Annotated in this window: 20 protein-coding genes and 2 tRNA genes; 15 read left to right on the forward strand and 7 right to left on the reverse strand. The window is 35.9% G+C overall.

Annotation, left to right across the window (positions count from 1 at the left end):
- Positions 1 to 502 precede the first annotated feature (502 nt).
- Together G577_RS0104290 and G577_RS0104295 are read right to left on the reverse strand one after the other, a co-directional pair.
- Positions 503 to 573: transfer RNA gene (locus tag G577_RS0104290), tRNA-Gly, on the reverse strand.
- Positions 574 to 651: 78 nt separating this feature from the next.
- On the reverse strand, positions 652 to 972 hold the full coding sequence (locus G577_RS0104295; RefSeq protein WP_244869444.1) for a YrhK family protein: 321 nt from the start codon (positions 970 to 972) through the stop codon (positions 652 to 654).
- Between the two features lie 87 nt (positions 973 to 1059).
- Here G577_RS0104295 and G577_RS0104300 point away from each other — a divergent pair, with 87 nt between their 5' ends.
- Positions 1060 to 1608 carry a chromate transporter gene (locus G577_RS0104300; protein ID WP_028790126.1) on the forward strand — a complete coding sequence of 183 codons (549 nt, stop codon included), beginning with the start codon at positions 1060 to 1062 and terminating at the stop codon, positions 1606 to 1608.
- Positions 1605 to 2180, forward strand: a complete 576-nt coding sequence (locus G577_RS0104305; RefSeq protein WP_028790127.1) for a chromate transporter — start codon at positions 1605 to 1607, stop codon at positions 2178 to 2180. The genes G577_RS0104300 and G577_RS0104305 overlap by 4 nt, the downstream gene beginning before the upstream one ends.
- A gap of 48 nt (positions 2181 to 2228) precedes the next feature.
- On the opposite strand, the gene rnhC is transcribed toward G577_RS0104305, so the two are convergent.
- Positions 2229 to 3137, reverse strand: a complete 909-nt coding sequence (gene rnhC, locus G577_RS0104310) for a ribonuclease HIII (protein ID WP_028790128.1) — start codon at positions 3135 to 3137, stop codon at positions 2229 to 2231.
- Between the two features lie 198 nt (positions 3138 to 3335).
- Here rnhC and zapA point away from each other — a divergent pair, with 198 nt between their 5' ends.
- From zapA to trxA, 4 genes are all read left to right on the forward strand, one after another.
- Positions 3336 to 3776 carry a cell division protein ZapA gene (gene zapA / locus G577_RS0104315; protein WP_028790129.1) on the forward strand — a complete coding sequence of 147 codons (441 nt, stop codon included), beginning with the start codon at positions 3336 to 3338 and terminating at the stop codon, positions 3774 to 3776.
- A gap of 16 nt (positions 3777 to 3792) precedes the next feature.
- Positions 3793 to 4335, forward strand: a complete 543-nt coding sequence (locus tag G577_RS0104320) for a CvpA family protein (RefSeq protein WP_028790130.1) — start codon at positions 3793 to 3795, stop codon at positions 4333 to 4335.
- Between the two features lie 81 nt (positions 4336 to 4416).
- Complete coding sequence (locus tag G577_RS0104325) at positions 4417 to 6789, forward strand: endonuclease MutS2 (RefSeq protein WP_028790131.1); 2373 nt, start codon at positions 4417 to 4419, stop codon at positions 6787 to 6789.
- An 81-nt stretch (positions 6790 to 6870) separates the two neighbouring features.
- Complete coding sequence (trxA, locus tag G577_RS0104330) at positions 6871 to 7185, forward strand: thioredoxin (protein WP_028790132.1); 315 nt, start codon at positions 6871 to 6873, stop codon at positions 7183 to 7185.
- Positions 7186 to 7260: 75 nt separating this feature from the next.
- Here trxA and gloA read toward each other — a convergent pair whose 3' ends face one another.
- Complete coding sequence (gloA, locus tag G577_RS0104335) at positions 7261 to 7635, reverse strand: lactoylglutathione lyase (protein ID WP_028790133.1); 375 nt, start codon at positions 7633 to 7635, stop codon at positions 7261 to 7263.
- A 145-nt stretch (positions 7636 to 7780) separates the two neighbouring features.
- On the opposite strand from gloA, the gene G577_RS0104340 reads away from it, so the two are divergent.
- Positions 7781 to 8230 (forward strand): NUDIX hydrolase, encoded by a 450-nt coding sequence (locus G577_RS0104340; protein ID WP_028790134.1) that lies wholly within the window; start codon positions 7781 to 7783, stop codon positions 8228 to 8230.
- Positions 8231 to 8278: 48 nt separating this feature from the next.
- Here G577_RS0104340 and G577_RS0104345 read toward each other — a convergent pair whose 3' ends face one another.
- A complete protein-coding gene (locus tag G577_RS0104345; protein ID WP_028790135.1) occupies positions 8279 to 9637 on the reverse strand; it encodes an HD domain-containing protein in 1359 nt (452 codons plus the stop codon).
- On the reverse strand, positions 9621 to 10436 hold the full coding sequence (locus G577_RS0104350; protein WP_028790136.1) for a lipoate--protein ligase family protein: 816 nt from the start codon (positions 10434 to 10436) through the stop codon (positions 9621 to 9623). The genes G577_RS0104345 and G577_RS0104350 overlap by 17 nt, the downstream gene beginning before the upstream one ends.
- 232 nt (positions 10437 to 10668) lie before the next feature.
- On the opposite strand from G577_RS0104350, the gene G577_RS0104355 reads away from it, so the two are divergent.
- From G577_RS0104355 to G577_RS0104370, 4 genes are all read left to right on the forward strand, one after another.
- Positions 10669 to 11106, forward strand: a complete 438-nt coding sequence (locus G577_RS0104355; RefSeq protein ID WP_028790137.1) for a YwiB family protein — start codon at positions 10669 to 10671, stop codon at positions 11104 to 11106.
- An 85-nt stretch (positions 11107 to 11191) separates the two neighbouring features.
- The gene (gene rpoE, locus G577_RS0104360) at positions 11192 to 11785 is read left to right on the forward strand and encodes a DNA-directed RNA polymerase subunit delta (RefSeq protein ID WP_028790138.1); all 594 of its coding nucleotides are present in this window, start codon (positions 11192 to 11194) and stop codon (positions 11783 to 11785) included.
- A 220-nt stretch (positions 11786 to 12005) separates the two neighbouring features.
- Positions 12006 to 12905 (forward strand): ABC transporter ATP-binding protein, encoded by a 900-nt coding sequence (locus tag G577_RS0104365; RefSeq protein ID WP_028790139.1) that lies wholly within the window; start codon positions 12006 to 12008, stop codon positions 12903 to 12905.
- On the forward strand, positions 12898 to 14148 hold the full coding sequence (locus tag G577_RS0104370; RefSeq protein WP_028790140.1) for an ABC transporter permease: 1251 nt from the start codon (positions 12898 to 12900) through the stop codon (positions 14146 to 14148). Before G577_RS0104365 ends, G577_RS0104370 begins: the two co-directional genes overlap by 8 nt.
- A 165-nt stretch (positions 14149 to 14313) precedes the next feature.
- Here G577_RS0104370 and G577_RS0104375 read toward each other — a convergent pair.
- Positions 14314 to 14385 (reverse strand) — tRNA-Arg (locus G577_RS0104375).
- Positions 14386 to 14442: 57 nt separating this feature from the next.
- On the opposite strand from G577_RS0104375, the gene rpoN reads away from it, so the two are divergent.
- From rpoN to G577_RS0104395, 4 genes are all read left to right on the forward strand, one after another.
- A complete protein-coding gene (rpoN, locus tag G577_RS0104380) occupies positions 14443 to 15756 on the forward strand; it encodes an RNA polymerase factor sigma-54 (protein ID WP_028790141.1) in 1314 nt (437 codons plus the stop codon).
- A 365-nt stretch (positions 15757 to 16121) separates the two neighbouring features.
- A complete protein-coding gene (locus G577_RS0104385) occupies positions 16122 to 17159 on the forward strand; it encodes a sugar-binding transcriptional regulator (RefSeq protein WP_028790142.1) in 1038 nt (345 codons plus the stop codon).
- Between the two features lie 38 nt (positions 17160 to 17197).
- Positions 17198 to 18199, forward strand: a complete 1002-nt coding sequence (gap, locus tag G577_RS0104390) for a type I glyceraldehyde-3-phosphate dehydrogenase (protein ID WP_028790143.1) — start codon at positions 17198 to 17200, stop codon at positions 18197 to 18199.
- 121 nt (positions 18200 to 18320) lie between these two features.
- A complete protein-coding gene (locus G577_RS0104395; RefSeq protein WP_028790144.1) occupies positions 18321 to 19511 on the forward strand; it encodes a phosphoglycerate kinase in 1191 nt (396 codons plus the stop codon).
- Positions 19512 to 19531: the final 20 nt, after the last annotated feature.

The raw sequence follows: 19531 nt of genomic DNA on the forward strand, positions 1-19531 counted from the left end.
TGGACCGAAGATGATATCAACGAAGTAATGCTAGAAATTGAAGATGGTACTGACCCAGAAGAAGCTGCTAGTGATTGGATTGAAGATAACCAAGACAAAGTAGATGAATGGACATCAGATGCTGAATAAGAGCTATTAAAGAGGTGGAGATCAGATATTACTGATCTTCACTTATTTCTTATGATTGTAATTAGTGTCAAACTTCAGGGAGTATTTTAATATTTTTTCCTCTGTTTTTTGTAGTTTCAGTTAGCAATTAAATGTTTTTACTCCCTATTAAATTATTTTTTAAATACTTCCATAAAAAAAGAACCTACAAGCCCTCAGTATTAGGCTAGTAAGTTCTTTTTTTATGAAACTAGTTAAGTATAGGTAAAATAATAAGCTATGTACGCTCTCAGCGCAAAATCTCTTTAGATCTGTTTGAAAATCATTATAAGTGGTTGAAAGTTTTATAAAATCTAAAAAATAAAAAGACCGTCATGCCAACGTTTCAAGCTGAAGCGGATGACGAGAATCGAACTCGCGACGGAAGCTTGGGAAGCTTCTGTTTTACCACTAAACTACACCCGCATGACAAACATCATTATAATCCAAAATAATAATATACACAAGGATAACAAAACAAATTCTGTTTTCCGAAAACCAAACTTAATTATTTTTGATTCTATATATGTGGATCTCTTTACTTATCATGATCAATGGTCTTATCAAAAGTTGAAAACTGCCTATTACAAATAAAATCGTACCGTAGAAAGTGGTCGATTCCTTAAAAAATAGGAAACTTCCTACAATAAAAAACAACGCTAAAATAACATCATTGGCTTGATATAATAAATTATAAAATGCGCCAATTTCTATGTCATGTTTAAATAGAGTAAAAGTCAATTCTTTTTGTTTATTTTTCTGCACAAAAAACACCTCAATCACGTATTTTACTAAAAAAAAATACAAAAAGAAAGTGGTTTGCATTTCTACGGGCTTTTCTTTCCCTCTCTGGTCTTGTTGTCAGCTTAATGTTATGATGTTTTTTAATAGAGAGAATTACGGGAGGAAATTATGAATATATTTATTGATTTATTTCTTACTTTTAGCCGTGTTGGCGTACTGACTTTTGGTGGGGGCTATGCTATGCTTCCCATTTTGCAAAGAGAAGTCGTTGAGACAAAAAATTGGGTGACAGACGAAGAACTAGTTGATTATTTTGCTATTGGTCAAACAACGCCCGGGATTATTGCTGTAAACACATCTACTTTTATTGGACAAAAGTTACGTGGCACGTTAGGCGGAATTGTAGCAACTCTTGGGTTTGTTTTTCCTTCTTATATTATTGTCACACTAATTTCTTATTTTATGAGAAACTTTTCCGAACTGCCAATTATACAAAATGCTTTTGCAGGTATTCGCGTAAGTGTTTATGTATTGATTTTGAATGCAGTTTTAAAGCTTTGGAAAAACTCGGTTGTAGATAAAATAGCACTGTTGATTTTTATTCTTATTTTTACGTTATCCGTCTTTACAAGCTTGTCCCCCGTATTATTCGTTATTTTAGCTGGTTTTATTGGTGTTGCTGCTAAATTGCAAGAAAGGAGACATCAGCAAAAATGATTTACTTACAGCTTTTTTATGAATTTTTCAAAACAGGTTTGTTTTCTGTAGGCGGCGGTCTTGCTACTTTGCCTTTTTTATATGATGTTTCCGATCGAACGGGTTGGTTTAGTTATGACCAACTAGCTGATATGATTGCTGTTTCTGAATCGACACCTGGGGCAATTGGAGTTAATATGGCTACGTATGTGGGAAATTTAACAGCTGGACCTTTTGGTGGGATTGTTGCTACAGTCGGACTTGTTAGCCCAGCTATTATTCTTATTATGCTTATTGGAGGCTTTTTAACGAAATTTCGAAATAATTTTTATGTTGAGGCAGTTTTTTATGGTTTACGGCCTGCTTCAACAGCACTGATTGCAGCTGCTGGTTTCTCTGTTGTTTGGATGGATTTAATTGATACTTCTCGACTTATAGACGCAGGAGATTGGATCGGATTTATTAATTGGCATTCTCTTGTTTTAGCTATTTTCATATTTTTTATCATGAGACATCGATTATTCAAGAACCTTCATCCTGTTATATTTATCGCTTTTTCTGCTTTGATTGGTATTCTTTTTCAATTTGGGTAAAAAACCTTCTTTGGGTTGCAATGTTTCTTCATGCTCCCAAAGAAGGTTTTATTTGTCAGCTATTTTTTTAGCTTTTTCGGTATTTTTAAAATGAAGTTTTGCGTAGTGGGATAAAAGGTCAACGCCACCTTGTTTAATGATTTTCGCCGCTTGTTTATCTGATTGTGTTCCTGCTCCAGAGGGAAGATCAAACCCGATTTCAAGAGAAAGCTGTTGTAGTTTTTGTAAAAATTCTGCACGACAGATGATAGACGCTGCTGCAACAGCTAAATGGTATTGCTCGCCCTTAGTAATAAAATAAAGGTTCTGAGTGACTGAATTTTTTTCTTTTTTTAAATATTTTCGATAGGTTGATTCTTGAACGAATTGATCGATTAAAATGGCTTCAGGCTGTTGAGGACTTATTTTTTCTAATAATAGATGGAGACATTGGTTGTGCAAAGCTACTTTCATATGTACAGCATTATAATCTGGTTGTATTTGATTATATTTTTGCGGCATGACTACTAGCTCTTGATAAAAAACAAGTTCTTTTATTTTAGGAGCTAAATCTAAAATTTGCTTATCGTTTAACATTTTAGAATCTTTGACTCCTAATTTTTTTAAAGTGGGTAGTTGATTTTTACTAGCATAAGCAGCACATACAACTAAAGGGCCAAAATAGCTCCCATTACCTACTTCGTCGCTACCAATAATACTTTTTTGTGCGAAATTTTCAGGTAGACTTCCTGCTTTTTTCGGCTTATTTGATTCTTTAATTTGCCACAGCGCAGCTTCTTGATCTTCATTATCGCCTTGAAACATGATCTTGCCTGAGTTGTAAGCGGTAATCGTAAGATGATCTTTTTTAGCAAAAAAAGAAGCATAAGGGATTTTACGCGGTGTGATATAAGGTGCATAGTATTTTTTAGCTTCTTCTAATTTTTGAGGTGTCAATTGAACGACAGTAGTTCCCATATGAAAGTTTCCTTTCTAAGAATATGTTCTTATTTTAGCATAATGCATGTTTTATTGAAATGTAGTAAAATAAATGAATACGTGGAAAAATTTAAATTTTTCCTTTATAATGAAATGGTATTTTCCAGAAAAAACATTGAAAACCTTAAAATGTGATAATATAAGAAGGTAAGTGGAAAGTATGGGAGGCTGAGAAAAGTGACTAAGCAAAAAAAACGTTTCAAAGCAATCATTGAAAATCAAGAGTATACTATTATCAGTAAGGAAAGTCCTGAACATATGAAAATAGTGACTGAGCTTGTCAACGAACAACTAGAAGAAATCAAGAGTTTGTCGTTAGAATCAGATAATGAACAAGCAGCTATTTTACTTGCTTTAAATGCTGTCTCTGACCAATTAAAAAAACAAGAAGAATTAATGAAGTTAAAAGCTGAAAATGAAGCTTTATATAAAAAGGCGAGTCAAGCATCAGAACTAGAAAGTCGGATACAGCGTATTGAAAAGATTGAGCAAGAAGCCAAGGAAACGCTGGAAAAACAAGGACAGAAAGGTAAGCGAGTTAATAATCACTTAGAAGCACAGCAAATTTTAAACGAAAATCGCAAGCAAGATATCCAGCAAAAGGTATCTCAAGGCTAGCAGAAAGGAATGCTGAATGATTGGTTTTATAATTTTTTTACTATTATTATTTTCTTTTTATACTGGTGCGCGACGAGCAACAGCTTTGCAATTACTCTATACGGTGGGGTGTGTTCTTTCTTTTTTTCTAGCCTTAGCTCTTTATGAAAGTTGGGGAGAAAAAATTGAGCTATATGTGCCCTATTTATCGGTATCCCCAGAGAGTGAAATGGTTTATTATAGCCAAGAAATGTCTCTTGATTTAGATCAAGCTTACTATGCGGCCGTTGCATTTATCGGTTGGTTAGTTTTTGGTTGGTTACTAACCAAGTTTGTAATGGTTTTTGTCAGAAGTTTACGTTTTAAGCGCCTACTTGAAGATGATTGGTTAGTTGCAGGAATTTTAAATACGATATTGATGTATATTACGATTTTAATTGTATTAAAAGTCTTGACGATGATCCCTGTGGAAGGAATCCAAGACCTATTTGCTAGAAGTTTCACTGCTGATCTTATTGTTGATAAGACACCATTTTTATCCAATATGTTTGATCGACTTTGGATAACAAACATTCTGTAAGAAACATAGAGCGGTTTTGTGAACCAATGCAAAGCTGCTCTATTTTCGCGTTAGAAGAAAAATAGAAAGCAGGTGAGCCATTTGAAAGAACTAAATCCGGATATTTTAAATACTCTAGAATTTGATCAAGTAAAAGCACAAATCGCGCAATACTTGGTCACCGCACAGGGTAGAGAAGAACTTCAGCGTTTAGCTCCAGTAAAAGAAGAACAATTTATAAAAACTTTACTTGAGGAAACGGATGATGCTATAAAAATACTTCGCTTACGCGGTGGGATCCCAGTTCCTAAGCTTGAAAGTATTCAATCGCATATGAAAAGAGTTGAAATTGGTGCTGATTTAAATGGTCCGGAGTTGGCACAAATTTCACGAGTATTATCTACAACGGCTGAAGTAGACCACTTTTTAGAAGAATTTAAAGAAGAGGACACGGACTTTCATCGTTTATATAGTTGGCAAGAAGAATTAACCGCTCTTCCAGCTTTAAGAAATCGACTAAAAACTGCAATTGATGAAGATGGCCGTGTAACAGATGATGCCTCTGTTGAGTTAAAGAATATACGCCACAATATTAACCGGAGTGAACAAAGCATTCGCGAAAACCTAGATAGCATAATTCATGGTAGGCAAGCCCGTTATCTTAATGATGCGCTTGTTACAATGCGTAATGAGCGTTATGTTATTCCAGTAAGACAGGAAAATCGAAATGTATTTGGTGGTGTAGTACACGATCAAAGCTCTTCTGGACAAACTCTTTTTATTGAACCAGGACAAGTAGTTGAACTCAATAATCAACTACGTCAATACCAGGTAGCCGAAAGAGATGAAATTGCGAGAATATTATCAGAGCTTTCCGCTGAATTAGAACCAAATCGTAAAGAAATTATGCATAACGCCTATATTATTGGAAAATTTGATTTTATGAATGCGAAAGCTCATTTAGCTAAGGACTTAAAAGCTGTAGTTCCTACGATAAATCGAGAAAATTATGTATATTTTAAACAAGCAAGACATCCACTTTTAGATCAAACCCAAGTGGTAGCGAATGACATAATGATTGGAGAAGACTATCAAGCGGTGGTCATCACTGGACCCAATACAGGTGGGAAGACAATTGTGCTAAAAACATTAGGGCTATTGCAGTTGATGGGGCAGGCTGGCTTGCCAATACCTGCTGGAGAAGACAGTCAAATGGGAATTTTTGGAGAAATTTTTGCTGATATTGGAGATGAACAATCTATCGAGCAAAATCTATCGACTTTTTCGTCTCATATGACAACGATCGTAAATGTATTAGATAAAGTTGATGAAGATAGCTTGGTTTTATTTGATGAACTGGGTGCTGGTACCGACCCACAAGAAGGGGCGGCTCTAGCTATTGCGATATTAGACGAGTTAGCGGCTAAACAAGCTTATGTTATGGCAACTACCCATTATCCAGAATTAAAAGTTTACGGTTATAACCGTCCTAAAACAGTGAATGCCTCGATGGAATTTGATGTGGATACACTACGCCCTACTTATCGGTTGTTAGTTGGTATCCCTGGGAGAAGTAATGCTTTTGAAATTTCGAGTCGTTTAGGATTGAGTACTACAGTTATTGATTCTGCCAAACAAATTATGAGCGGGGAAAGCCAAGATCTCAATGAGATGATTACAGATTTGGAAAACCGTCGAAATATGGCTGAAACAGAATATGAAAAATTAAAACAGCATGAAAGTGAAGCAGAGCAATTACATCAGGAACTAGAGGAAGCTTATCAGTATTTTTATGAGCAAAAAGAAGATGAATTGGCTAAAGCACGTAATCAGGCTAATGAAATCGTAGAACAAGCAAAAGAAGAGTCAGATAAAATCATTGCTGAATTGCGCGAAATGCAACAAAATGGACAAAAAAATGTTAAAGAAAATGAACTAATTCAAGCCAAAGGCCAGTTAAATCAGCTAGAGCAATCAGAAGAGTATTTGAAAAAGAATAAAGTCCTACAAAAAGCAAAACAAGAAAAACAATTTAAAGCAGGAGACGAAGTGCTCGTTGTTCCTTATAACCAACGGGGAGAACTTTTAGATAAAATGGGTAAAAATCAATGGCAAGTTCAATTAGGCATTTTAAAAATGGATGTAAACGAAGAAGATTTACAAGCTGTAGCTTCGCAGGAACCAGCTCAACCTAAAAGGCATGTTTCCACCCTAAATTCTGGAGGCCCGCATGTTTCGCCCCAATTGGATCTAAGAGGAAAGCATTACGAAGATGCTGTAAGTGAACTGGATCAATACTTAGATGCTGCGGTTTTGGCTGGCTATTCGCAAGTGACGATTGTTCATGGAAAAGGAACTGGAGCTTTGCGTAAAGGGGTATTAAATTACTTAAAAAACCATCGTAGCGTAAAAAAATATGAGTTTGCCCCGGCTAACCAAGGAGGTAACGGAGCAACGGTAGTTTATTTTAAATAAGTAGAAACTTTTAAGCAAGTTAGTTTGCAAGTACAGATGAAAATGCTATACTTTGTCTATTAAATTGGAGGTTACAAAAAAATGACACAAACAGTGACAGATAAGAATTTTAATGTAGAAACAGAAAATGGTCTGGTAATGATTGACTTTTGGGCAGATTGGTGTGGCCCTTGTAAAATGCAAGCACCGATTTTAGAACAAGTGGAACAAGAATATGATGAAGACGAATTTCGTGTAGTAAAAATTGATGTGGATGAAAATCCAGAAGTACCTGCTAGTTTTGGTATCATGAGTATCCCAACGTTAGTCCTAAAAAAAGACGGAGAAGTTGTTGATAAAGCCATTGGTGTCCAAACAAAAGATCAATTAGAAAATATGATCGCTTCTCATTTATAAAAATAATGCAAAAAACTTCAGGTTCTAGAACCTGAAGTTTTTTATTAAGCAATTTTAGCTTCTTTTTTATAAACGCTAATCTTCTTTGATAACTTCAATTTTATAACCATCTGGATCTTTAACGAAATAATAAGAAGGAGCTGTACCTGGAAGTCCTTTGAGTTCTGTTACATCAAAGCCTTCTGTGGTATGTTTATCATGTAATGCTTGCAGATCATTTGTGGCAATTGCGATATGGCCATAACCATCGCCTAGATCATAAGCCCCATGATCATAATTGTAAGTTAGCTCTAGCTCATAATCGTCGTTAGGTAAAGATAAATAAACGATAGTAAACTCATTTTCTGGAAAATCCTTGCGACTTGTTTCTTGAAAGCCAAACGCTGTTTCATAAAATTCGACAGAAGAGTCTAGATCCTTTACCCGTACACACGTGTGCGCCATTCTCATTGTTCCTATCATCCTTTCTTCTTTAGCTAAAATTATTATAACATAATGTATTTTTTTAATTAAGTAAAACGAAAAAAGAGTATAAAACTTGTTTCTTTTTAAGAAATCAAGTAGAATGCAAAGAAAACAATTCGTGGAGGAGAAAATGAAAGAAGCTGTTTTTGGTAAAAAAGAAGAAGGTAAGAACTATAAAGCTCGTTATGGAGCTTATATTGTTATCCACCGTCAAGACAAAAAGGAAGTTATTTTAGTGCAAGCTCCTAATGGGGCCTTCTTTTTACCTGGTGGGGAAATTGAAAAAGAAGAAACACATGCAGAAACAATTACACGCGAGATGCTGGAAGAATTGGGGTTCAGTGTCCAAATTGGAGCTTATTTAGGGGAAGCAAAAGAATATTTTTATTCTAGTCATCGTGATACTTATTTTGAACATCCAGGTTATTTTTACGTCGCAGATCAATGGGAAAAAATTTCTGATCCCACTGAAAAAACCAATCAGCTTTATTGGGTAACTCCAGATGATGCAATGTTATTATTAAAAAGAGGAAGTCATCGTTGGGCTCTACAAAAATGGATGAAACACAATTATTTGTAAATAAGAAAGGCTGAGACAAGAACTACAAAATTCTTGTCTCAGCCTTTCTTAAATTAGTTCCCCATTGTGGATATGTGAAGCGAATAATCGATAAGTTTCACCAAATAAATCAAAATTATTTTGCAAACGTTCTTCTATCATTTCTTTAGGGAAATAAAAGCGGTGATCTCCTTGCTCTTGACCAGCCAAAGCAGCAACCAATGGGCTGACTTGGGATAATTCGACAAGTGTTCCATCGTTTTGTTGTAGTTCAATTTGCGTGCGATGCTTTTCTAACTTTGGTTGATAAAAATCATAAGGCAAATCATAACTAGAATTAATCGCCGTATAGTAAGACGAGTTAAACCCTGCTTTTTCTGTGATTTGTTGCATTTGAGCAATTAAGTTGTCTTGGACTTCTGGTACAAAGCGGCAAGATTTTAAGGGCTTACGGTTTAAAAACCGTTGGGAGAGATCGCTTAAAATAAGATCATTCGTTTCACTCCAAAGATTAAAAGCTGTATTTAGTACACCATCATCTAAGCGTAAATAGTCTTGTAGAGAAAAACTTTCTTTGAAAAAAGGAATCAATAGTTGAGCTGTATTTTGTAGCATCGTCATTTCTTGTGGGAAAAGCTCGTGCGCGCGGTTGAGTAAATGTTCTAAGACAACTTCCATTCCGCGAGAACTACGATGAAAATAAACTTGGACATACATTTGATATCTAGAAACAATGTAGTCTTCAACAGCATGCATACCATTGATGGCAAAGACGATTCCGCTTTTACAAGGACGGATCATCCGTAAAATTCTTGTTAGGTCGAATGTCCCGTATTTAGTCCCGGTAAAATAGGCATCACGTAATAAGTAATCCATCCGATCAGCATCGATTTGACTAGAAATCATTTGTACTACTTGAGAGTTAGGGTAAGTTTTCGTAATGACGCTAGCAACTTTCTCCGGAAACCCAGCTTCAACACTATTCAATATTTGATAAACTTCTGTTTCTGGCGAGGTAATAATGGCTACTGTAATTTCTTCATGGTCGGTATGAAAAATGCGTTCAAAAGTGTGTGAGTAAGGGCCATGCCCGACATCATGTAAAAGAGCTGCACATAAAGTAACTAATCGTTCGGAATCATCCCAACCCTCTTCTCCGAGTTTTTCGTTTGAATAGTTCTGTTGGAAAATATTACAAATGCGCCGCGTAATTTCATAAACACCCAAAGAATGAGAAAAACGACTATGTTCTGCTCCATGAAATGTAAAAGAAGAAGTCCCTAGCTGTTTGATACGACGCAAACGCTGCACTTCTTTTGAGTTAATTAAATCAAGAATGACTTGGTGATTCACATGGATATAATTATGCACTGGATCGCGAAAGACTTTTTCGATCGGCAGTGTTTGATATTTATAAGGTAGAGACATGATTAAGCTCCTCTAATTGTTTATTTCGTTGCTGCATACTGTCCATTTTTTTCTGAAATTGGGCCATTTGTTCCTTTTCTTTGATCCAATTTAGTGCATTTTGTGCTGTTTCGTCAATATCTAAGACTTGTAAAAAGCGTTTTTTTGTTTCTTGAATTGTCAATGGTTGATGTAAAGCATCTGAAAGAGTAGTCATTGTCGAAGGCCAAACGTCTGGGTAACCATTTTTTCCGTAATCTGTTCCTAAGCTTTCTTGGTAAAATGCACGCACAATTTCACTTCGTTGTTGCTGATCACCAAAAACACTCAAATACATCATTACAGCGATACCTTCTTTTACTCGTCGTTGCGCAATTCCTGCAACTTTTTTCCCTTCCACGCTCAAATCAAATTTTCCTGGACAATAAGAATGTTGAATTTCATAAGCCTTGATCGTCAATTCAGGGAAGGCCTTTTGGATCAGGTCCAGCATTTTTTGATAGGATTGATCAATTGAAACTTGTTCTTTGGGAAAAATCCAAGAGATATTCAAGATTCCTTCATCAGAAATAACCCCTAAACCTCCAGCATTACGTATTACTGGTTGGTAGCCGTTATTTTTAATTGTTTTTACGCCTTTTGATAAATGATTCACTCGTGTATCTTTCATTCCCAAAATAAAGGATTGCTCAAATTGCCAAAAGTGAAGAAGAGCCTTCTTATGTTTTCCTGCAGTTTCCGTTAAAATATCTGTAAGAGCGAAAGGAATCATCGCCGTTTCTTTAGTAAAGGTTTTTTGATCAAATAATTTTGTCTTCATTTCGTCTGTCCTTTGTTTATATTACTTATATTATATACTACAAAAAAGCAACAGCAAACGGGAGAATAAAATTTTATGAAAGAGGAATGAAGAGTGATTTTTTGCTGAATGATTATCTATTAAGCAAATGAGTTAATTGACAAAAGCTAAAAAATGTGAAAAATGGAAGAATAGAGGGTAAGTGTGAACCTTGATGAGCTTACCGAGTCGTTGTAAAGTGAGGAGAGACAAAATGGATTTAAACAAAGGTGTTCCTGTATCAATCCATTTAAAGACTGAAGTTAATCAAAATGATGAACAGGAAGAATTTTTATTTGATATCAAAGGACAAGTAATTAAGATGGGAGATACACTTTATATTCGTTATAAAGAAGAACAAGAAGATGGTTCAGCTCCGGTTTCTGTCACAATGAAAATTTTTCCTGACGGAGCGGTCCAAATTACTCGTGCAGGAGAAATGCATGTACGCTTAAGATTTGTTTATCACGAACAATTCGAAACGAATTATCAGACTCCTTATGGCACTATTTTTTTTAGTACTTATACAAGAGATCTACATTTTAGCTTAACTGATAGCCCTATTGCTGGAAAGATTATAATTGCATATGATTTGTTTATGGCAGAGCAAAAAATGGGCAGTTATAACTTATTACTTGAATTTTCTGCTTAGTTTTTTTGTAAATTTTTTAGAAAAAATTGCTTTTTTTACAACAATTTTGTATGATTGATTTTAGATTTGAAAGGACGTGTCCTGTTTGGAAATAAAAGCATTCGAAAACTTAAATAAGAGTGATTTATCGATGATTGAGGTAGCTCATGCTATCTTGGAGGAAAAAGGGGAAGTTATGGACTTTTCTGATATAGTAAATGCTACTCAGGAGTACTTGGATATCCCAGATAGTCAGATTCGCTCTTCCTTAGCTCAGTTTTACACAGATTTGAATACCGATGGAAGTTTTATTTCCCTAGGCGAAAACCGTTGGGGGCTGCGTTCGTGGTATGCCATTGATTCAATCAATGAAGAAGTGACTCATGGATTAGAAGATGAGGAAGAAAACCAACGCCCTCATCGTAATAAAGTGAATGCCTTTAGCAGCGTTGACCAAGATGTCATTGATTATACAGATGATGATCCAGAAGATGCTGATTTGACAGCAACTGATGACGATGATGATTTATTTGATGATGATGACGATGACGAAGAAATCGCCGAGTATAATTCAGATCTCCAAGAAATTGGTGCAGATAACGAAGAGGAAGAAGATCTACCAGGAAATATTGAAGAAGATTTATCCGTTGTCGATGAGGATGAAGAAGAGAATACAGAAGAAAATGAAGAACAAGCGTAAGTACTTGCGTCTTTAAGTAAGTTATAGATTAAAGAATGCTAAAAGAGAGAAAATGGTCTCTTTTAGCATTCTTTTTTTATTAAATAGTGTTAAAAATAACAAATTAAAACTATCAAAATAAAGGAAAAACTGTTAAACTAGACTTGTTCTATAAAAAATTGTATAACTTCTTGTACTTGCTAAATTGGGTTATTTTGTTGTTATCATAGGAGGGAATAAAGTGTTAGTATTGGAAAATTTGTCAAAATCTTTTGGAAATTATCAAGCTGTTGACCAACTGTCTTTTACTATTGATAAGGGTAAAATTATGGGGCTCATTGGTCAAAATGGTGCAGGGAAAACGACAACATTTCGTTTGATTTTGAATTTTTTACAAGCAGATGAAGGAAAAGTATTGTGGAATGGTGGTAAGTTGGGGACAAAGGAGTATAATACGATCGGTTATTTACCTGAGGAAAGAGGATTGTATCCTAGGGCTACTATTTATGAACAATTAATTTATTTTGCCCGACTACGAGGAAGAACAAAAAAAGAAATTGCCCCCAAAATTGATGAATGGATGGATCGGTTCCAAGTAAAAGGAAAAAAAACCGATAAAGTCAAGACCTTATCTAAAGGAAACCAACAGAAGGTTCAGTTGATCGCTACTTTAATTCATGAACCTGAGTTAGTGATTTTGGATGAACCTTTTAGTGGATTAGATCCGGTTAATGCTGAATTATTAAAAAAAGGAATTATGGAGCTTAAAGAAAAGGGATCTTGTGTCATTTTTTCCAGTCATAATATGGATAATGTAGAAAAAATCTGTGATCAACTAATTATGTTAAGTAATGGTGCAGCTGTTTTAAATGGAGAAGTTCAAGAAATTCGTGAATCTTTTGGGAGAACGACGGTTTTCTTAGAATCGTCTTTAAACAAAGAAGAAGTAGAAGAAATTACTGGAGTTAAAACCGTTGCTGAAAAAGATCATCATTATTTAGAAATTCAGCTTGATGACCCTGAAGTAGGGGAGACGATCTTTTCTAAAGCTACCGCGAATGGATATATCCCAATGTTTAGCCAACAACCACCTACCTTGGAAGAAATTTTCAAAATGAAAGCAGGTGGCGATTATGAATAAGTTTTGGGTGATTGTCGGTGATGTTTATAAGAAAAATGTACGTTCGATTTCCTTTCTCATTATGTTATTAGTTCCCTTTATTCTGGGAGGAATTATCTACGTAGCGAGTTATTTTGGTGGACAAAGTAATGAGGTAGATACGATTGGAATTACAGCAGATTCAGCTGAATTAGCTGAAGGAATTAATGCAGCTGCTCCCGAAGATTATGATTTTAAGCTCGTTGATTCTAGAGATGCTGGAGAAAGGGAATTGTCAGCTGAACAAATTGATGGCCTTCTATTCGTCGAATCAGGTGAAAATCATCAATTAAATGCCACATTATACAGCGAATCGAGTTTAGGTCAATCGACAGAATTGACGCTACAGCAGATCCTATCTTCCATTCAAACTAACCTGCGAGCAGAAGAGTTGGGGCTATCAAGTAATGAAGTTCAAAGTTTGAATCAAACGGCTACATTTAACCAACAGCGAGTTAGTTTTAATGACGCAAATGAGATGGAACTAGGAGATGATAATGAAGGATTTAATTTTGTAATTAGTTTTGCTGCGACTATTGTTCTATTTGTCTTTATTATTACGTACGCAGGGATTATTTCACAAGAAATCGCTTCAGAAAAGGGAACACGTATTATGGAAGTGATCTTATCCAGCACACGAGCTCAAGTCCATTTTTACGGGAAGCTTGTGGGGATCTTATTAGTGGCTTTTACGCAAATGCTTGTTTATGTAGCAGCATTTGCCATCAGTTACCAGTGGTTAAAAGGTATTGATGTTGTAGAAAATGTATTGGATTCAGTTTCTATCCAAGGAGTTTTTGGAACCTTCCTTATTTTTACTAGCCTATTTTTAGTATTAGGGATCTTTATCTATGCTGTATTAGCGGCATTATGTGGTTCACTAGTCACCAAAACAGAAGATACATCAAAAGTTATTTTACCAGTTACTTATTTATCTTTGATTGGTTATTTATTAGGGATCTCTTTAGGTTCGTTCGATCCTGGTAATCTTATTATCCGTATCACTTCTTATATTCCGTTTCTGTCTTCTTATTTAATGCCTATCCGCCTGGCAAACGAGACAGCCTCGATTCAAGAAGCGGTGATTTCTTTAGTCATTCTACTTGGAACGACTTTCTTACTGACAGTTATTTCTGCTAAAATGTATAAATCAAATGTATTGGTCTATAACGACAAAGGTGTTGTAGCAACATTAAAACAATCCTTTACTTTAATGAAAAGCTAGAATATAAAAAACAAAACACAAATCGTTTGAATGGCAAAAAGATGCTGTCAGACGATTTGTGTTTTTATAATAAAAAAGCCTCGTTCGAAAACGAGGACTAATAGAATTGCAATGCAATTTTGCTATTTTATGTTGTATAAAGTATACTGTAATCAGTTACATGTACGCACCCTAAGGGAGTCGAACCCCTGTCTCAAGAACCGGAATCTTGTGTGATATCCACTACACTAAGGGTGCTAAAACTACCTTACATAGTTTAGCGAATTTTAAGAAAAAACACAAGGGGTAATCAAAATGAAATTTGAACAACAATTTTCACAACAACAAAAACAAACGCAAAAATTAGCGATGACCCAAAAGTTACAACAATCTATCCAAATTTTGCAATATACCACGGAAGATTTAATTGATTATATTGATAATCAGGCACTGGAAAATCCGTTATTAGAAGTTGAGTATCCTTCTTATTCATCTGGCTATGCGAAACCTCGTGATGCTTCTGGAGAAGAGGTGGATTATCTTAGCCAGATTCCTGATACGTCAATTTCTTTATTTGAACATTTGCTTGACCAAGTTCATTTAAATTATCGGGATACTTACTTACGACAATTAGTTTTATACTTAGTTGAATATATTGATTTAAATGGTTTCTTACAAATAACTTTAGAAGAAGCTGCAGAAAAAACTGGTGGTAGTATGGTCCAATTACTGGATGCCTTAACTTTAATTCAACAATTGGACCCGGCAGGAGTAGGAGCACGTAACTTGCAAGAGTGTTTAATGTTACAGACAGAGCGTGATAACGCTGCGCCACATTTAGCATATGTAGTATTAGAAGAAAATTTTAACGAACTAGTAGATCGCAAATGGGAAAATATCGCAAAACACTTTGGTATAACGTTGAGTGATGTCCAGGAAATCTTTGATTATATACAAGGCTTAACCCCAACTCCTGGAGCAGTTTATGGATCTACAGAGGGCTTATTTATTATTCCTGATTTAACCGTGAAAGTCAAAGAGCAAGATGTTCAAGTTTTATCGAATCGAAAAAGTATGCCTAAAGTTAAATTTCAACAAAATTATTTTGCCCGTATGGAAAAAAGTCAGGACCCAGAAGTAATCAAGTACTTAAAAGATAAGCAACAAGATTATGAGTGGCTTAAAAAGACAATTCAACAACGTGGCGATACAATCTATCGCGTAGGCGAAGCAATTGTCGCTCGTCAAAAAGCCTTTTTTTTGAATAACGATCGTCCGCTTAAGCCTTTAACTTTAAAAGATATTTCAGAAGAACTAGGAATCCACGAATCAACCGTAAGCCGTGCGGTTAATGGAAAATATTTGGAAACGGACTTTGGAGTCTTTGAATTGAAGTCTTTTTTTAGTAAGAAAATCGGCGCTGAAACGAATGACTGTTCTTCTAATGATGCCAAGCATCTATTACAAGAGTTAGTTAATCAAGAAGATAAATCCAAGCCTTTATCTGACCAAAAACTAACCGAACTTATGAAAGAAAAAGGAGTAAACATTTCTCGGCGAACTGTAGCTAAATATCGTGATGCGTTAACTATTCCTGGCTCTACGAAACGGAAAAGGTATGATGACTAAATGGTGCTTTGGGGGACTATATTTTTTATAATAAAAAATACTATTTAGGAGGTGGAACATGAAAAGCAAAAGTAGTCCAAGTAAAATTAGCTAAATTGCGATTTTTACTATAGGGCTTATTGCTGGATTGCTTGTCAGAAAGGCCCTTACTTAGATGAAGAGAGACTAAATGGGCAAAGGATATGGTTGTTTTGCCTTAGGGTTCTGCCATTTAAGTTTAAGACGATCGTTAGTTGCTAAATAACGCAGAAAATGATACTATAGAGAACGCAAGGAATTAGAGTTTTAACGCAAGTTTGATTTTTTTACAGTATACGGGTCGTTTTGAGTCTATATTGGTCGATAAATGTCCATGGAGGAGTTTCATGCTTAACGAATTACAATTGATTGAAGCAATTGCTCCCGACATGTTGCATGTATTGCAAGAAAGGTATCGAGTTTTGCAGGGAATTTATTGGATGCAACCCATCGGCCGCAGAAGTCTTTCTGAAAGTTTAGCTTTAACAGAACGCGTATTACGTACAGAAACAGACTTGTTAAAAAAACTCGGATTGATCGTCATTTCCAAAAGCGGCATGCGTTTGACGGAAAAGGGCGAAGAAATCTACGAACGCTTAGGCGATGTAATGGGTCAGCTTTTTGGCATGCAGCAAAACGAAAGGCAACTGGCTGATAATTTTGGCATTGATCGTTGTCTTATTGTAAGTGGGGACTCTGATCAGCAACAAAAGGTAATTGAGGAATTCGGAAATTTGTTAGATGAAGCGTTGCATAGTTGTTTGCCTAATGGTCAAAACATTATTGCCGTAATGGGAGGCACAACAGTTGCAAATGCAGCTAAGCAGCTAACGAACTTAAAAAGTGCCCAGCGGCAAAACTTGTTTGTCCCAGCGAGGGGCGGAATAGGTGAAACAGTTAATCTGCAAGCCAATTCCGTAAGTGCTGAAATGGCGACACGTTCAAATGGTACTTATCGGACCCTTTTTGTCCCTGAACAATTGAGTGCTGCAACCTATGATTCTTTGTTAAAAGAGCCCGCTATCGTAGAAGTTCTTAACTTGATCAACCAAGCAAATTGCGTAGTTCATAGTATTGGCCGCGCGCTGCATATGGCTGCTCGTCGTAAGATGAGTGAAGAAGATATTCTCATGCTTAAACAAAAGAACGCAGTGGCTGAGTCTTTTGGCTATTTTTTCGATGAAAACGGCAAAGTAGTTTACAAAATTCCCCGGGTTGGTCTACAATTAAAAGGTGTAAGGAGTATTCCTTATATTTTTGCTGTTGCTGGAGGAAAGAGTAAGGCAAAAGCAATTCAGGCGTATATGAAAAATGCGCCGCAACAAACGTGGCTTATCACTGATGAAGCCGCAGCAAATGAGATTTTAAGAGGGGTAACCCTTTAAAATAAATTTTTTGGTTTTCATAAGGAGGAAATCACATTATGTCAACAAAAGTAGCTATTAATGGTTTTGGACGTATTGGTCGTTTGGCTTTACGTCGTATTTTAGAAGCAAGTGATGATCTGGAAGTTGTTGCAATTAACGACTTAACAGATAACGAAGACTTGGCTTATCTTTTGAAATATGATACAGCTCAAGGACGCTTCCCATACAGCGTAGAAGTTAAAGAAGATGCGCTAGTTGTAGATGGTAAAGACATCAAAGCATATGCTGAAAAAAGTCCGGGTCAATTGCCTTGGTCAGAACTTGGTGTTGATTTAGTATTAGAATGTACTGGATTGTTTACTGATGCAGCAGACGCTCATGCTCACATTGATGCAGGTGCGAAAAAAGTGTTGCTTTCAGGTCCAGCAAAATCAAAAGAAACGAAATTAATTGTTTATGGTGTAAACCATGAAACAGTAACTGCAAAAGATGAAATTATTTCAGCTGCATCATGTACAACAAACTGTTTAGCACCAGTAGTTAAAGTATTAAATGATAAGTTTGGTCTTGACCGTGCGTTAATGACAACTGTTCACTCTTATACTTCTACTCAAAACTTGCAAGACGCTCCAGGTGGACGCAAGAGCCGTGCTGGTGCTGCTAACATTATTCCTGCAACAACAGGAGCAGCTAAAGCAGTTGGTAAAGTTATTCCAGAAATCGATGGTCGCGTTGACGGCACTGCTTTGCGTGTACCAACAATTACTGGTTCAATCACTAACTTGTATGGCGTATTGAATCAAGAAGTAACAGTTGATCAAGTGAATGCAGCAATGAAAGAAGCTTCATCCGACGCATTTGCTTATGTAGAAGATGAAATTGTTTCTTCTGATATTATTGGTGATAGTGCAGGTTCTCTTTTTGATTCTACTCAAACTGCTGTTTTAGAAGGCGAAAATGGAGAACAATTAGTTAAAGCTGTTGCTTGGTATGATAACGAATATGGCTTTACTTCAAACATGATCCGTACGTTAGAATATTTTGCAGCAACTTTATAATCCGTTGTTGAATAAATTCACTTGCTAATAATATTCATTTGAATTTAAGTTAAAAAAGCGGGGAAGCGACGCGCTTCTCCGTTTTTTTTAAAAGAAAAACGAGATTTAGGAGGGTGAAGTTATGGCTAAAAAAACAGTTGAAGACATTGAACTAGAAGGAAAGAAAGTGTTAGTTCGGGCAGATTTTAATGTTCCAGTAGCAGATGGAGCTATTACAGATGATACTCGAATCAAAGCGGCACTTCCAACGATTAAATATGTATCACAACATGGAGGCAAAGCTATTTTGTTTTCGCACCTAGGTCGTGTAAAAACTGAAGAAGATAAAGAAGGAAAATCTTTAGCTCCGGTAGCAAAGCGATTAGGTGAACTTGTGGAAAGAAATGTAACATTTATTCCTCAAACTCGTGGAAAAGAATTAGAAGATGCGATTGCTAACATGCAAGATGGTGAAATCGTTGTTTTTGAAAATACACGTTTTGAGGATATTGATGGTAAAAAAGAAAGCAAAAACGATCCAGAGCTTGGTAAGTACTGGGCTTCATTAGGAGATATATTTGTCAATGATGCTTTTGGTACTGCGCATCGTTCCCATGCTTCAAACGTTGGAATTGCTTCTAGTGGTATACCTACAGTAGCTGGTTTCTTAATGGAAAAAGAAATTAAGTTTATCGGTGAGGCAGTCGAAAGTCCTAAGCGTCCAATGATTGCTATCTTAGGGGGCGCAAAAGTCTCAGACAAAATCGGTGTTATCGAAAACTTAATCGAAAAAGCGGATAAAATTTTGATCGGCGGTGGAATGACCTATACTTTCTATAAAGCAAATGGTGAAGATATAGGAAATTCAATGGTCGAAGAAGATAAAGTAGAGTTAGCTAAATCTTTAATTGAAAAAGCTGGAGACAAATTAGTTTTGCCTGTCGATTCTATAACAGCTTCCGAATTTTCTAATGATGTCGCAACCCAAACGTATGAAGGAGCTATCCCTGAAGGACAAATGGGCTTAGACATTGGTCCAAAAACAGTAGAAAAATTCAGTGACATATTAAAAGACGCTAAAACGGTTGTTTGGAATGGACCAATGGGTGTATTTGAAATGTCTAACTTTGCTAAAGGAACTATTGGGGTATGTGAAGCTATTGCTAATTTGCAAGGAGCTACAACAATTATTGGTGGTGGTGATTCCGCTGCAGCGGCTGAAAGTCTTGGATTCTCTGATGACTTCACACATATCTCCACTGGTGGTGGTGCAAGTCTTGAATTATTAGAAGGAAAGACATTACCAGGGCTAGCAGCCATTAACGATAAATAAACCCAATTTTTTCTTAATTC

The sequence above is a fragment of the Tetragenococcus muriaticus DSM 15685 genome, assembly GCF_000423785.1.
GTDB classification, from domain to species: domain Bacteria; phylum Bacillota; class Bacilli; order Lactobacillales; family Enterococcaceae; genus Tetragenococcus; species Tetragenococcus muriaticus.